Genomic DNA, 13073 nt, shown 5'->3' with positions numbered 1-13073 from the left:
TGTCAACAGCTATCTATCAATCAGTAGGCAGATGCGAGTTAGCCCCATGACAATGAAAGAAAAAATTCTTGAAGCCGCCGAGAAACGTGTGCGCGGTGCGGGCTTTGCAGAGATGAGTTTCCGCGATTTGGCCGGAGATGTGGGAATCAAAAGCGCCAGTGTTCATTATCACTTCCCAACGAAACCCGACCTGGGTGAGGCCCTGGTTGCGCGCTATGCCGACCGGTTCAAGGCGGAGCTCGAAAAGATCCCCACGGATAACCTGCAATCTGCACTGGAGGCGTTTGTCGGGCTTTATGCCAAGGCCCTGGTGCTGGGTGAGTCCATCTGCCTCTGCGCAGTGATGGGGGCAGAAGCCATTGGCCTGTCAGAGAATATCAACGCGCGGACAAAGGCATTCTTTGGGATGAACAAGGCATGGCTGGAAACACTGCTCTCCAGACACGGCGTCGAAAACGAAAGGGAAACTGCAGCGCTGATCGTAGCGGCCCTAGAGGGTGGTATGATCGTTGCTTCCGCCTCGAAGGACCGGTCGATCTTCGACATCGTTGCAAAAGCTGCCCTGCGCGGCATTGCGGCTTAAGAGCAAATTGGACTGCCCTCTGCCCACAGGACCGGACCGGCCGCACCCTGACCTTCCAGCCTCAGCAGTTGATCTTCTTGCGACAGGCGGCGAAATCCGACAACAGAGCCCCTCAACTGGCATCTTGATGTCTCACTGCCCGTTCCTGCCACGCGATTAGCTCTGTTGGCGCAACAATGCAGGCATCCCCACGCTGGGAAGAGAGGGAGAATTCCTCACCCGCACGGCCAATTTATTCGCGTTGCAGCGCTATCTTGGCAGGAATCAGCGGCTTCACTCGACAGGCGCGCCCAGCAAGTCGGCTGCCTTGGTATAAGCTTTCCGGGTCCGGTCAATGTGTTCCGCAAGCAAAGCTTTGACCTCCATAAGGTCGCCCTTGCGGACAGCCTCCGCGATGGCGCTATGCTCATCAAATGAGAGGTCCGTGTGTTTTGGAAGTTGTGACAGAAGTTTGCGAAGTGCTGAAATCTTGCCGACGTAACGCGTATAGCTGGCTGTCAGATAGTCATTTCCGGCATGTTCAAAGATGAGCTGGTGAAACTCATTGTCGAGCGCGATGTAAGCATCTTCATCACCTGTGTCCTTTTTGGCAGCCATCTTTAGGACGATCTTGTCAATATCTGCCGCCAGGCCGGCTGGGTCTCTTTGCAGTGCAAGCTCGAAGGAGGCGCATTCGATCACCTGGCGGAAGTCACAGATCTGGATCACCTCATCAACTGTAAGGGTGAACACGCGCGCGCCTTTTTGGGGTTCAATTTGAACCAAACCTTCGTCACGCAATTGTGCCAGTGCTTCCCGCACCGGAGATTTCGACACCCCAAGCTCTTCGGAAATTTTCCGCTCCGACAAAACCTGTCCCATCTGAAAGGTACCATCGACAATTCGCTTGCGAAGATACTCCAAGGCAAGCTCTCGAAGAGATTTTGGTCGTTCTAAAGCCATGGGTGATCACCTCGAAACAAGTTGCACCATCCAGAATATCTGATATACCACGGCTTGCAATCTGGAATATCAGATATCAGTTATCGGGCAAAGGAGGGGCCGCATTGTTAAAAACAGCCAGTTTCACCCCGCGCAGCGACCGGCCGCTTGTTGTGATTACGGACTTTGATTTCGGCGATGTGAGTGTCGAAACCGAAATTCTGGAAGCCGCTGGAGCAGAAGTCGTCGCCTTGCAGGCAAAAAAGGAGACGGATCTGTTCGATGCCGCGCGGCGCTGCGCGGCTATGATGAATCAATATGCCAGGATCGGACACGAAACGATCACCCGGATGCAGCGCTGCGAAGTGATCGCGCGCTACGGCGTCGGTGTTGATATCGTTGACGTGAACGCTGCAACCGCCAAAGGCATCCTTGTCACCAATGTACAGAACTACTGCACCGAGGAAGTCGCGGATCACGCGATTGCTCTGTGGCTGGCGCTTGCCCGCAAACTGCCCGACTATGACCGCGCAACCCACGCAGGATTATGGCAATGGCAGAGCGGCCAACCCGTACATCGCCTGCGCGGACGCACTATGGGTGTCGTTTCGCTTGGCAAGATAGGCCAGGCCATTGCAGCGCGCGCGCGGGCCTTTGGCGTGAATGTCATCGCTTATGACCCTTTCCTGCCGGGCGAAGCCGCCGCGAAACTTGGTGTTGAGCTTGTGGGCAAGCCAGAGCTGCTGGCGCGGTCCGATTACATTCTGATGCAGGCGCCGATGACTCCGGACACGCATCACTTCCTGTCCGATGCCGAATTCGCGGCAATGAAACCGGGGGCCATCCTGGTGAACACCGGGCGTGGACCCACGGTCGACAACAAGGCGCTGTTCCGGGCGCTGACCGAGGGGCACCTTGCTGCGGCAGGCCTCGACGATCCCGAAGAGGAACCCGCCAAACGCGCCAATTGGACGCCGGATGACAATCTGCTGTTCACGCTGCCCAACGTGCTCGTGACACCGCATGCGGCCTATTACTCCGAAGAATCCATTCTCGCCGCCCGGGTCACAGCAGCCACGCAGGTGGCCAAGGTCCTGACAGGGCAAAACCCAGATTACACCGTCAACGCCGACGCGTTGTCCCTATCCACCGTATAACAGGAGGCACAAAATGCCAGACGTCAGCACAGACCTCAGGGTCTTCAACGAATTTGAGCGCAACCCGGAGCTGCTGAAGAAGTTCGACAAGGTGCTCGAGGCCTATTCCGCAGCCGCCATCTTCGCTGATGTGCAATACCGCACCGGTGTCATGGACAGTGCCATCAAGCCGGCGTTCCGCGCAAAAGTGACTGGTCAGGCCGTGACAGTGCAACTGTCAAAAGGCGACCTCGTAGATCCTTTGAAGGCGCTTGAAATGGCCCAGCCCGGCGATGTGATCGTTGTAGATGCGGGCGGGGATCAGCAAACCTCTGTCTGCGGCGGCCTGATGGGTGGCCTGGCCAAGAACCGTGGCATCCGCGGCATGATTGTCGATGGCACCGGGCGCGACACGGACGAGCTGGAAGACATCAACTGGCCGATCTGGACTCGCGCAATCACGCCGCGCGGCACCCACACGATGTTCTCCGAACGCAAGGAAGAGCTGTCGATCAATGTGCCGATCGCCTGTGGTGGCGTCGTGGTGAACCCCGGTGATTTCATTGTTGCCGACCTGATGGGCGTCGTGGTGGTTCCTCAGGAAATCGCCGAAGAAACCGTGCGTCTGGCTCAGGAGCAGGCGGACCGCGAAGAAAAGACCCGCGAATGGGTTGCTCAGGGCAAAACCGTAGAGGATCTGCTGAATGAATTCGGCCGTATCTGAACCCGCCCTGATCGGCGTGGACTGGGGGACGTCATCGCTCCGTGCTTTTCTCATAGCTGCGGATGGTGAGGTGATCGACAGTGTGGCGTCCTCCGAGGGCATCATGCAGATCGATGGCCATGCTTTTGAGGAGGTCCTTGACCGTCTCATTGCTCCCTGGGTTGCCAGTACTGATCTTCCGGTCATGGCATCTGGCATGATCACCAGCCGGAACGGCTGGGTGGAAACACCCTATGCTGAAATGCCGTTGAGTGCGGGTGATCTGGCTCGCTCTCTGGTCCTGCATAAGGCGGCAAATGGCACGCGCATCCACTTTGTCACCGGCGCCTCAACCGAGGACACAGGAGGGCCGGACGTTATGCGTGGTGAAGAGACCCAGATTATCGGGGCCTCCTCGCTTGGTTTGAGCGGCGGCACATTTGTGATGCCGGGAACGCACAGCAAGTGGGTTCAGGTCGCGGAAGGAGAGATCAAGGACTTCTCGACCTATATGACGGGCGAGGTTTTTGCCGCTTTGAAAGGGCACACGATCCTTGGCACCTTGATGAAAGACAATGCCTTCAGCAAAGAGGCGTTCGTGATGGGTGTAAAAGCGGGGCTCGAAGGGCAGTCAAACCTGCTTCACGGCCTCTTTCATGTCCGCACACTTCCTCTGATGGGGAAAATCCCAGATGCTGCGGCGGCGGACTACATGTCAGGATTGCTGATCGGGACCGAAGTCGCTGCTGCAACGGCTGACGCCGAAGGTCTTGGCCCAATCACCATTGTAGGACGAAGCGATTTGTCAGAGCGATACGAAATTGCACTTAATACCGCTGGCTACGAAAGCAGACATGCGCCTGATGACATTGTTGCAAAAGGACATTTCCATATTGCCCGGGCCGCGGGGGTGGTTGGATGATAGATCTCGCGACCGCACTCTCTCGGAATGCGCTGATTGCGATCCTGAGAGGGCTGGAGACGGAGAACGCTCTGCCCGTAGCGGACACGCTTGTCGAGACTGGCTTTCGGATTATCGAGGTTCCTCTGAACTCTCCTGAACCGCTCTCGTCGATCGAATTTATCGCGCAGCACCACGGGCAGACGGCCATTGTCGGCGCAGGCACCGTTCTGACAGTGGATCAAGTCGAGGCTGTCGCTGACGCGGGTGGGCGGATCATCGTGTCGCCGAACATGAATCCTGACGTCGGGCGCAAGGCCGTTTCCCGCGGGCTATATTGGTGCCCGGGCGTCATGACCCCATCCGAGGCGTTTGCGGCACTGGATATCGGCGCCTCTGTGCTCAAGTTTTTTCCGGCGGAACTGGTGCCTCCGGCAGCCATCGCAGCCATGCGCGCCGTGCTGCCAAAAAATGCTGTCGTGGCGGCGGTAGGCGGGATCACACCCGAAACGATGGCCCCGTATCACGCAGCGGGTGTGGACGGGTATGGTCTTGGGTCAGCACTGTTCAAACCGAGCTATGCACTGGATGATATCGCTAGGCGCGCCCGCGCCTTCGTCAGCGCCTGGGAGGAACTGGATTGAAACAGGTCCTTGTAACTGGCGGCACAGGGGGTATTGGCGCAGGCGTCGCACGGGCTCTGGCCGAGGCAGGCTGGTCCGTCATCGCCGCATCCGTGTCCCAGCCTGAACTGGACGGTTTCGAGAACCAGAAAGGGATTACGCTCCGGCTTCTCGATGTCACCGATCAGAACTCTGTTGATGCAGTTTTTGGAGATTTGTCGCGTCTCGACGCATTGGTGAACTGTGCAGGCATTCTTCTGCGTGGTGGGGAATACGACATTGACGTGTTTGCTAAGGTTTTGGATGTGAACCTGACCGGCACTATGCGCTGTTGCCTTGCGGCTCATCCTTTACTGGCGAAAAAAGGCGGGGCCATCGTCAATACAGCCTCTATGCTCAGTTCCTTTGGCGGGCCATTGGTCCCGGCTTACTCCGCCTCAAAGGGTGGGGTCGCCCAGTTGACGAAGGCGCTGGCTGGCAAGTGGGCCGAGAATGGCGTCCGGGTCAACGCTATCGCCCCGGGATGGATCGAGACGGAAATGACCCAAGGCCTGCGCGACGACCCGGATCGGACAGCGGGGATCATGGCGCGCACCCCAATGAAACGTTGGGGGAAACCCGAAGAAGTCGGCGCGCTAGTGCGGTGGCTACTAAGCGAAAATGCCAGCTTTGTCACCGGATCGGTTTACCCGGTTGACGGTGGTTATCTCGCGATGTGAGGAGGAAGACATGACCGAAGACACGAGCCGCATGCCCTATCAATTGCCCTTCCCGAAGGACGCGCAGGAAGAAATCGTGATCCCCAACGCCATGAGCGAAGACGAAAAACTCTGGGTGCCGCAGGCAGAAAATGTCTGGTTCCGGCCGCTCTGCCTGAACCGGTCGCAAGGCTATTGGATGAACCTCTTGAAGGTCAAAAAAGCTGGGGTGCTGTCGCGGCATCGTCATCCGCAACCCGTCCACGGCTTTGTCCTGAAAGGGCGTTGGCACTACCTCGAACATGACTGGGTCGCCGAAGAGGGCGGCTATGTCTACGAGCCGCCGGGGGAAACACACACGCTTGTCGTACCGGACGATGTCGAAGAGATGGTCACCTATTTCCAGGTCAATGGTGTAATGTGCTATGTAGATCCTTGGGGCGAAGTAACCGGCTACGAAGATGTCTTCACCAAGATTGATCTCTGCCGGAAACACTTTGCGGAAGTCGGGCTAGGAGAAGACTACGTTGAGCAATTCATCCGCTGACGGGTTTTGTATTGCGCTTGTTGCGCATGATGCCAAAAAAAATGATCTCGTAGCCTGGGTGGGGCGTCATCAGCCCTGCCTGGCGGCAGTTCGTATCGTGTCAACAGGCACGACCGGCGGGCGGATTCAAAAAGCCTTCCCGGCGTTGGATGTCACCTGTTTGAAAAGCGGCCCGCTAGGCGGCGATCAGCAGATCGGCGCATTGATCTGCGAAGAGAGGCTTGACGCTCTGATCTTCTTCGTCGATCCGCTCTCCCCTATGCCGCATGACGTTGATGTCAAAGCATTGACGCGTCTTGCAATCGTTTACGATCTGCCGATGGCCTGCTCGCGCTCAACGGCAGATCTGATTGTGGAAAGTCTGCTTAAGCAGTCTGCAGATTGACCGGCTCAAAGCGCTGGCCTTCGTGCGACCGGGTCACTTATCCTTTAATAGGTATTGTGACAGTTGGCCCAGCTGTTCAACTCCCAGCTGGCTCATGTTTGCAGCGACGTCCGCCTTCAGTACATGCACGAGATGGTCGATGCCCTTGGCTCCGAATGCCGCGACGGCATACTGAAACGCGCGGCCAACCATAACGAAATTCGCACCCTTAGCCAGGGCCCGCATGATATCCAGCCCCCAGGCGATGCCGGAGTCATAGATGAGCGGGACGTCCGGTCCAACGGCCTCGCGGATTTTCGGCAGTTGATCGATGACGGCTGGCCCGGCTTCGAATTGGCGGCCTGAATGGTTAGACACCCAGATGCAATCTGCACCAAGATCCACCATGCGCTGAGCGTCTTCTGGCCGCAGCACCCCTTTGACGATCAGATGCCCATCCCATTCGCCGCGCAGTTCCTGCAGGTATCGCCAATCCGGGATACCCCGAATGAGGGCACCGGCATGGGTGAAGCTTTCCCGGCCGCGTTGCGGCACATAGTCGTCAAAGAACCTCATGCGCGGTATGATGCCTTCGCGCAGATGTGCCAGGCACCAGGTCGGCCTTGCCGCCATTTCGGTCAGCGTCCTGAGGTCGGTTTTTGGCGGCACTGTCAGGTTTGCCCGCCTCTGACGCTCGCGCCTGCTTTCTTCCGGGACATCGACGGTGATGATGAGCGTGTGAAACCCGGCTGCCTTGATCCGGGGCAGCATCTTGCGGCGCAGGTCGGCCGAATTCACCGGGTAGTGCTGAAACCATCCGTTCTGACCGATATAGGGTGAAACATCCTCCGGTGACGCTACCGCCACGCTGGACAGCGAAAACGGTATGTTGTGCGCAACAGCAGCCTGCGCCAGCATACGCTCTGCGCCGGCCCACATCAGGCCGGACATGCCGACCGGTGCAATCCCGAAGGGCAGGTCATAGCACTGACCAAGCAAATTTGTTTGCAGATTGGCCTTTGTCCGACCACATAGGACGCTCGGCATGAAGCCGACCGCATCAAGCGCGTCACGGTTCACCTTGAGCCCCAATTCACGGCCGGTTGCGCTGTCGAGATACTCGAAAGCGAATTTCGGTATCCGCTTTTGCGCCGCCCGCCGCAGGTCTTCGATTGAGGGGTGTGACAGGTCTAGGTCCATTAGCGGTACGCCATGTTATTGAGTGAAGGTTTTACCACAGCGACGGCAGTGCAAGCGAAATGGCCGGTACATAGGTGACCAGGATCAGCAGGATCAGCATGCCGGCAAAGAAGGGCAGGATGGCCCGGCTAAGCTGCTCGATGGAAATCTTCGAGATACTGCTGGCCACGAACAGGTTTACGCCCAGGGGAGGTGTGCAGAAACCGATGGCTAGATTGACCGCCAGAATGACGCCAAAGACTATCGGGTCGACACCCAGAGCAGTCGCAACCGGCAACAGGATCGGCGTCATTATGATGATCGAAGAAATCGTTTCCATGAACATGCCGATTACCAGCAGCAGCAGATTGATCAGCAGCAGGATCATGATCGGGTTGTCTGACAGGCTGGTGATCGCTGCTGCCAGCTCCGATGGGATGCGCGCTAGGGTGATCAGCCTGCCAAATGCGGTTGCCATGACCACCAGAACCAGAATGGTGCCGCTGGTTCTGGCACTGCCGGCAAGGATTTCAGGCAGGTCTTTTACGGTGATGTCGCGATAGACAAAAATCCCAATGAGTGCTGCATAGACAACGGCGACGGCGCCTGCTTCCGTGGGGGTGAAGATGCCTGTATAAATCCCGCCCAGGATGATGCCTGGAACAAGCAGTGCCCAAATCGAACTCCGAAAACTCTGCCAGACACCGGCACCGGAAAACGTGGTGGTGGACTCCTGCACCATCACGTCGTTGCGCAACAGGATACGCGCAACCAGCATGAACATCAGAGCAAAGAGAATGCCGGGAACGACACCAGCGAGAAACAGCTTCCCAATCGAAACCTCGGCGGTAACCCCATAGATGATGAACGGGATGCTGGGCGGGATCATCACGCCAATCATCCCGGAAGAGGCCGTCAGTGCGCCGCTGAAGCGCCGGGTGTAGCCAACTTTTTCCATCTCCGGGATCATGTTCGATCCGATGGCGGCGACGGTTGCAGGTGAGGATCCGGAAATGGCCGCAAAGAACACGCAAGCCAAGACATTCACATAGGCAAGCCCGCCGCGAATATGTCCGATAAGAGCATTGGCGAAGCCAACGATACGGCGGGACATGCCGCCATGCTGCATCAGGTCACCGGCCAGAATGAACAAGGGGACTGCGATCAACGGGAATGAATCTGCGCCTGTCACGACCGATCGCGCCAGCAGAACCATCGGCGGGGTGCCGTCGACAAAAACCATGACGGTCATCGTAGCCAGACCAAGGCAAATGCCGATCGGAACACTGAACAGCAGAAGCGCAAAAAGCGTCAGAAAAAGAGTAGTGGCGAGCATGATGTCCCCCTCATGCCTTGCTGTGCGCTATCAGGCGCAAGGTTCGAAACAAATGCTGAATGACGCGGATTGCTGACAGGACTGCTCCAACCGGCGCCGAAGCATAGAGAATTGGGATGGGAAGCCCCAGAACCACCGAAGTCTGGCTTGTGATAAAGGGCATGCGGATCAGCTTGATGCACTCATATGCCAGTGCCAGCAGAAACCCGAGCACCAGGATGGCGATGATGCTGTCTGCGATGAGGCGTGAGCGCTTGCTCAGCACATCCCGCAGCACGGTGATGCGGACGTGATCACCCGTATGAAAAGCGTAACTGACCCCGATCCAGACAAACCAGACGAAGAGCCAAAGCGTCAGTTCCTCACCCCAGGAAAGAGAGGCATTCATAATATAGCGCATAAAGACGTTGCCAGAGATCAGCAGCACAATTGCGGCCAAAAGCAAGCTTGCGAAGACCTTCTCCGCGTTCTTATCCAGCCATTTCAAACCCGACATGTTTCCCCTCCCAAGGAACGGCTGGTGCCCGTGTGGACAACGCGGGCACCAGTCTACGGCAGTTCTAAGCGGCCATCAGTTGCCGCTTGCGGCACTTACCGCAGCAACCCAGGCATCATAGTTCCCGGCGCCAACTTCCTCGCGGTACTGCAAACGCACGCTTTCGGTCTGATCGGCAAAGGCCTGCCGCTGCTCGGCGGTCAACTCGAGGACTTCGACGCCTGCAGACCGAATTTTCTCCAGCTGTGCCGCATCTTCTGATGCAACCAGTTCTGCCTGGTGAGCACGTGCAGCCGCCATGGATTCACGGATCAGCTGCTGGTGCTCTTCTGATAGGCTGTCAAAGAACGGCTTGGAAACGACCGGCATATAGACGGCAAAAACATGGCCCGTTGTGGAAAGGAATTTCTGAACTTCGTAGAACCGTTGCGACGTGATGATCGCCAGCGGATTCTCCTGCCCGTCAATCACCCCCTGCTGAAGGGCGGAATATACCTCGCCAAAATTCATAGGCGTGGGGTTGGCCCCGAGAGTCTCGAAGGTCGCCACATGAGCCGGGACCTTCATTGTTCTCAGCTTGATACCTTCCAGGTCCGCCGGAGAGGTAATCGGGCGGATATTGTTGGTGACATTGCGCACCCCCAGTTCCAGCCAGCCCAGCCCGACCAGGCCCTGATCCTCGACCCGTGCGAGCATGCCATCACCTGCTTCACTGTCGAGCACGTCAAAGGCAATATCCTTTGAGGCGTACATGTAAGGAAGTTCGATGACGGCGAATGCAGGATCCCAACCCGCAAAGAAGGATGATGGCGGAATGGCCATCTCCAGAACACCAGTCTGAACGCCTTCGATCATTTCACGGTCAGGCCCCATTTGGGAGGACGGGAAGATCTGGACATCGATTTCCCCGCCCGAACCGGCCTCGACCAACTCCTCGAATTTCAGCAACGCTCGGTGCATGTGGAACGTTTCAGCGGCACCGTGGCCTATTTTGATGACTGTTTCAGCCGATGCAGCGAGTGCAAGGCCTGCCGACAGAACCGCACCAAGCGCGATTGCGGGTTTACTAAACATGGTTTCCTCCCTTGAACCAGATTCCCTCTGACATCTGAGATATCAGATGCCAGAGGGTGAAGCAACACCGAATTGGCCGTCTGCGTTTGCGTTCAAGTTGTTGGATTTTGGAAGCAAGAGAGATGGATCCGGCTTTTCAAAAATAGACGGAAAGATGCGTTACCCAGGCAAAGGGCTCGAAGTTGAGCAGCTAATTGCAGGGGGTTTTGACACTTGACTGGGATTGTGTACGCGGCAATCTGCCACTCTCTTTCAATCGAACTCGATCGCGATCTCGAATGGTCGCGCCCTTACCCAGGCGGCGTTGCTGAGAGAACCATGCTGCGAGCGAGAGCGCTTTCTAGCCTCAACGATAGTGGTCCAGACAAGCCGCATCTCCTCCCACGAATTGTGTTTCCAGGGGGTAGGGTGATCCCGCTGCGAGCTGCATGAATGACCGCTCACTCTGTTGATTAGCACCACCAAAATTCTTGCGCACACAGCAATTCTAACACTACGAGCGCTCGCAGCGATGGAAACCAAGGAACAAGTTGGGCTCAAAGCAGGCTTTGGCCAACAAAAAAGGACCCGCAGCGCGGATCCCCTGATTTCCAACCATATTGCGCCAGCCGCTGAAGCCTCAGCAACCACCCTCTTTGCAGAGCTCATCCTTGACCATTGGACCGACTTTGCCGAAATCCATCTGACCGGTGTATTTGGCCTTCAAGGCACCCATGACCTTGCCCATGTCGCGGATCGATTCGGCGCCCACTTCGCCAACCGCAGTCTTCACTGCGGCGCGCACTTCCTCTTCGTCCAGCTGCTTGGGCAGGAATTCTTCTATGATGGCGATCTCCGCCAGTTCCCGCTCTGCCAGATCCAGGCGACCGCCTTCTTCATAGGCGCGGGCACTTTCGTTGCGCTGCTTGGTCATTTTGCCAAGGATCGCCAGAACTTCCGCATCCCCGATCACGGTCTCACCATCTTCGCCGCGGGCCGCAATCTCCTTATCTTTGATCGCTGCATTGATCAGGCGCAGAGTGGCCAGCCGAGAGGCCGCCTTATCCTTCATTGCCTGTTTCAGGGCCTGGTTGACCTGGGTTCGCGTATCCATTTTCTCTTTCCATTCAGAGGAACCGGAATTTGAACCTCTAGACAAACTGGCGCGGCATTTCAAGCGAGCGCTACCACTGACTGCCCCCAGGGCAAGCACCCAGGAAGGCAGGAGGGCGAGCTTTGGCCCATTGGCGGCAACGCAGGCTTGACCCGGCAGCCAGCGCCCCCTAAAAGCCGGTGAATTTCACCGCAGGAGAGACTCGTCATGGCCGACACCGCCCCGTCCAAGCCAACCGCATGCCTGGCGCTTGCCGATGGCACCGTATTCTATGGCACCGGATTTGGCGCCACCGGGCGATGCGTTGCAGAGCTTTGCTTTAACACCGCAATGACCGGCTATCAGGAGATCATGACCGATCCCTCTTATGCAGGACAGATCGTCACCTTCACCTTCCCCCATATCGGCAATACCGGCGTCACACCCGAAGATGACGAAACCGCCGATCCTGTCGCGGCCGGCATGGTGGTGAAATGGGACCCGACCCAGTCGTCCAACTGGCGCGCCACCGAAGAGCTGAAGGAATGGCTCACCCGCACCGGCCGCATCGCCATCGGCGGCATCGATACCCGCCGCCTGACCCGCGCGATCCGCCAGCAGGGCGCGCCGCATGTCGCCCTGGCCCATGATCCCGAGGGCAATTTCGACGTCGAGGCCCTGGTTGCAGAGGCGCGCGCCTGGCCCGGCCTCGAGGGTATGGATCTGGCCAAGGAAGTGACCTGCACCCAAAGCTACCGCTGGGATGAGATGCGCTGGGCCTGGCCCGACGGCTACCCCCGTCAGGAAGCCCCCTTGCACAAGGTTGTAGCCATCGACTACGGCGCCAAGCGCAACATCCTGCGCTGCCTGGCAAGTGCCGGCTGCGACGTGACCGTATTGCCCGCCACTGCCACAGCCGAAGAGGTACTGGCCCATAGTCCCGATGGTGTTTTCCTGTCCAACGGCCCCGGCGATCCGGCAGCCACTGGCGAATATGCCGTTCCGATGATCCAGGAAGTCCTGAAAAAGGACCTGCCGGTCTTTGGCATTTGCCTCGGTCATCAGATGCTGGCCCTGGCGCTTGGTGGCAAGACCATCAAGATGAACCACGGCCATCATGGCGCCAACCACCCGGTCAAGGAACACAGCACTGGCAAGGTGGAGATCACCTCGATGAACCATGGCTTTGCGGTGGACGCCCAAAGCCTGCCGGAAGGGGTGGAAGAAACCCATGTCTCGCTGTTTGACGGCTCCAACTGCGGCATCCGCATGTCGGACCGGCCAGTCTACTCGGTTCAGCATCACCCCGAAGCCAGCCCCGGCCCGCAGGACAGTTTCTATCTGTTTGAACGATTCGCCGAAGCCATGGCGAATCGCAAGGCCGCATAAGGCCAAGAAAAGACTCGCAAAAGACTCGTGAAGCTTTTCCTGACGGCCGTT

General features: G+C 57.6%; 15 protein-coding genes. 9 read left to right on the top strand and 6 right to left on the bottom strand.

Features of this window, described 5'->3' with window-relative positions; translation table 11 throughout:
• Window positions 1–52: 52 nt before the first annotated feature.
• Window positions 53–583, top strand: coding sequence for a TetR/AcrR family transcriptional regulator (locus RSK20926_RS02475; protein WP_232281832.1), 531 nt, complete (start codon window positions 53–55; stop codon window positions 581–583).
• 273 nt (window positions 584–856) lie between these two features.
• Here RSK20926_RS02475 and RSK20926_RS02470 read toward each other — a convergent pair whose 3' ends face one another.
• Window positions 857–1525: a GntR family transcriptional regulator gene (locus tag RSK20926_RS02470; protein ID WP_008204172.1), complete on the bottom strand. Its 669-nt coding sequence runs from the start codon at window positions 1523–1525 to the stop codon at window positions 857–859.
• Between the two features lie 104 nt (window positions 1526–1629).
• Here RSK20926_RS02470 and RSK20926_RS02465 point away from each other — a divergent pair, with 104 nt between their 5' ends.
• From RSK20926_RS02465 to RSK20926_RS02435, 7 genes are read left to right on the top strand one after another with little or no spacing between them, the layout of a single operon-like run.
• Window positions 1630–2661, top strand: a complete 1032-nt coding sequence (locus tag RSK20926_RS02465) for a C-terminal binding protein (protein ID WP_008204171.1) — start codon at window positions 1630–1632, stop codon at window positions 2659–2661.
• A 13-nt stretch (window positions 2662–2674) separates the two neighbouring features.
• Window positions 2675–3364: an RraA family protein gene (locus RSK20926_RS02460; protein WP_008204170.1), complete on the top strand. Its 690-nt coding sequence runs from the start codon at window positions 2675–2677 to the stop codon at window positions 3362–3364.
• A complete protein-coding gene (locus RSK20926_RS02455; RefSeq protein WP_008204169.1) occupies window positions 3345–4265 on the top strand; it encodes a 2-dehydro-3-deoxygalactonokinase in 921 nt (306 codons plus the stop codon). The genes RSK20926_RS02460 and RSK20926_RS02455 overlap by 20 nt, the downstream gene beginning before the upstream one ends.
• Window positions 4262–4888, top strand: coding sequence for a 2-dehydro-3-deoxy-6-phosphogalactonate aldolase (locus RSK20926_RS02450; RefSeq protein ID WP_008204168.1), 627 nt, complete (start codon window positions 4262–4264; stop codon window positions 4886–4888). Before RSK20926_RS02455 ends, RSK20926_RS02450 begins: the two co-directional genes overlap by 4 nt.
• Window positions 4885–5586 carry an SDR family NAD(P)-dependent oxidoreductase gene (locus tag RSK20926_RS02445; protein ID WP_008204167.1) on the top strand — a complete coding sequence of 234 codons (702 nt, stop codon included), beginning with the start codon at window positions 4885–4887 and terminating at the stop codon, window positions 5584–5586. Before RSK20926_RS02450 ends, RSK20926_RS02445 begins: the two co-directional genes overlap by 4 nt.
• Window positions 5587–5596: 10 nt before the next feature.
• Window positions 5597–6112: a 2,4'-dihydroxyacetophenone dioxygenase family protein gene (locus RSK20926_RS02440; RefSeq protein ID WP_008204166.1), complete on the top strand. Its 516-nt coding sequence runs from the start codon at window positions 5597–5599 to the stop codon at window positions 6110–6112.
• Window positions 6093–6497 (top strand): methylglyoxal synthase, encoded by a 405-nt coding sequence (locus tag RSK20926_RS02435; protein ID WP_008204165.1) that lies wholly within the window; start codon window positions 6093–6095, stop codon window positions 6495–6497. Before RSK20926_RS02440 ends, RSK20926_RS02435 begins: the two co-directional genes overlap by 20 nt.
• Window positions 6498–6530: 33 nt before the next feature.
• On the opposite strand, the gene RSK20926_RS02430 is transcribed toward RSK20926_RS02435, so the two are convergent.
• The 5 genes from RSK20926_RS02430 to RSK20926_RS02410 form a co-directional block, all read right to left on the bottom strand.
• Window positions 6531–7676 (bottom strand): alpha-hydroxy acid oxidase, encoded by a 1146-nt coding sequence (locus tag RSK20926_RS02430; protein ID WP_008204164.1) that lies wholly within the window; start codon window positions 7674–7676, stop codon window positions 6531–6533.
• A 31-nt stretch (window positions 7677–7707) separates the two neighbouring features.
• Window positions 7708–8991, bottom strand: coding sequence for a TRAP transporter large permease (locus RSK20926_RS02425; RefSeq protein ID WP_008204163.1), 1284 nt, complete (start codon window positions 8989–8991; stop codon window positions 7708–7710).
• A 10-nt stretch (window positions 8992–9001) separates the two neighbouring features.
• A complete protein-coding gene (locus RSK20926_RS02420) occupies window positions 9002–9487 on the bottom strand; it encodes a TRAP transporter small permease (protein WP_008204162.1) in 486 nt (161 codons plus the stop codon).
• A 75-nt stretch (window positions 9488–9562) separates the two neighbouring features.
• Window positions 9563–10561, bottom strand: coding sequence for a TRAP transporter substrate-binding protein (locus RSK20926_RS02415; protein ID WP_008204161.1), 999 nt, complete (start codon window positions 10559–10561; stop codon window positions 9563–9565).
• Between the two features lie 619 nt (window positions 10562–11180).
• Window positions 11181–11654, bottom strand: coding sequence for a GatB/YqeY domain-containing protein (locus RSK20926_RS02410; protein WP_008204159.1), 474 nt, complete (start codon window positions 11652–11654; stop codon window positions 11181–11183).
• A 207-nt stretch (window positions 11655–11861) separates the two neighbouring features.
• Between RSK20926_RS02410 and carA the strand changes: the two genes are divergently transcribed.
• Window positions 11862–13022, top strand: coding sequence for a glutamine-hydrolyzing carbamoyl-phosphate synthase small subunit (carA, locus tag RSK20926_RS02405; RefSeq protein WP_008204158.1), 1161 nt, complete (start codon window positions 11862–11864; stop codon window positions 13020–13022).
• Window positions 13023–13073 lie beyond the last annotated feature (51 nt).

This window comes from Roseobacter sp. SK209-2-6 (assembly GCF_000169455.1).
Lineage (GTDB): Bacteria > Pseudomonadota > Alphaproteobacteria > Rhodobacterales > Rhodobacteraceae > Pseudophaeobacter.
Note: the sequence above shows the minus strand (reverse complement) of the source record. Positions and strands in the feature narration are given on the sequence as shown.

Coding starts and splice junctions, on each gene's coding strand:
- RSK20926_RS02475 (WP_232281832.1), top strand. CDS start 53: ATGAAAGAAAAAATTCTTGAAGCCGCCGAGAAACGTGTGCGCGGTGCG.
- RSK20926_RS02470 (WP_008204172.1), bottom strand. CDS start 1,525: ATGGCTTTAGAACGACCAAAATCTCTTCGAGAGCTTGCCTTGGAGTAT.
- RSK20926_RS02460 (WP_008204170.1), top strand. CDS start 2,675: ATGCCAGACGTCAGCACAGACCTCAGGGTCTTCAACGAATTTGAGCGC.
- RSK20926_RS02455 (WP_008204169.1), top strand. CDS start 3,345: ATGAATTCGGCCGTATCTGAACCCGCCCTGATCGGCGTGGACTGGGGG.
- RSK20926_RS02450 (WP_008204168.1), top strand. CDS start 4,262: ATGATAGATCTCGCGACCGCACTCTCTCGGAATGCGCTGATTGCGATC.
- RSK20926_RS02440 (WP_008204166.1), top strand. CDS start 5,597: ATGACCGAAGACACGAGCCGCATGCCCTATCAATTGCCCTTCCCGAAG.
- RSK20926_RS02430 (WP_008204164.1), bottom strand. CDS start 7,676: ATGGACCTAGACCTGTCACACCCCTCAATCGAAGACCTGCGGCGGGCG.
- RSK20926_RS02425 (WP_008204163.1), bottom strand. CDS start 8,991: ATGCTCGCCACTACTCTTTTTCTGACGCTTTTTGCGCTTCTGCTGTTC.
- RSK20926_RS02420 (WP_008204162.1), bottom strand. CDS start 9,487: ATGTCGGGTTTGAAATGGCTGGATAAGAACGCGGAGAAGGTCTTCGCA.
- RSK20926_RS02415 (WP_008204161.1), bottom strand. CDS start 10,561: ATGTTTAGTAAACCCGCAATCGCGCTTGGTGCGGTTCTGTCGGCAGGC.
- RSK20926_RS02410 (WP_008204159.1), bottom strand. CDS start 11,654: ATGGATACGCGAACCCAGGTCAACCAGGCCCTGAAACAGGCAATGAAG.
- carA (WP_008204158.1), top strand. CDS start 11,862: ATGGCCGACACCGCCCCGTCCAAGCCAACCGCATGCCTGGCGCTTGCC.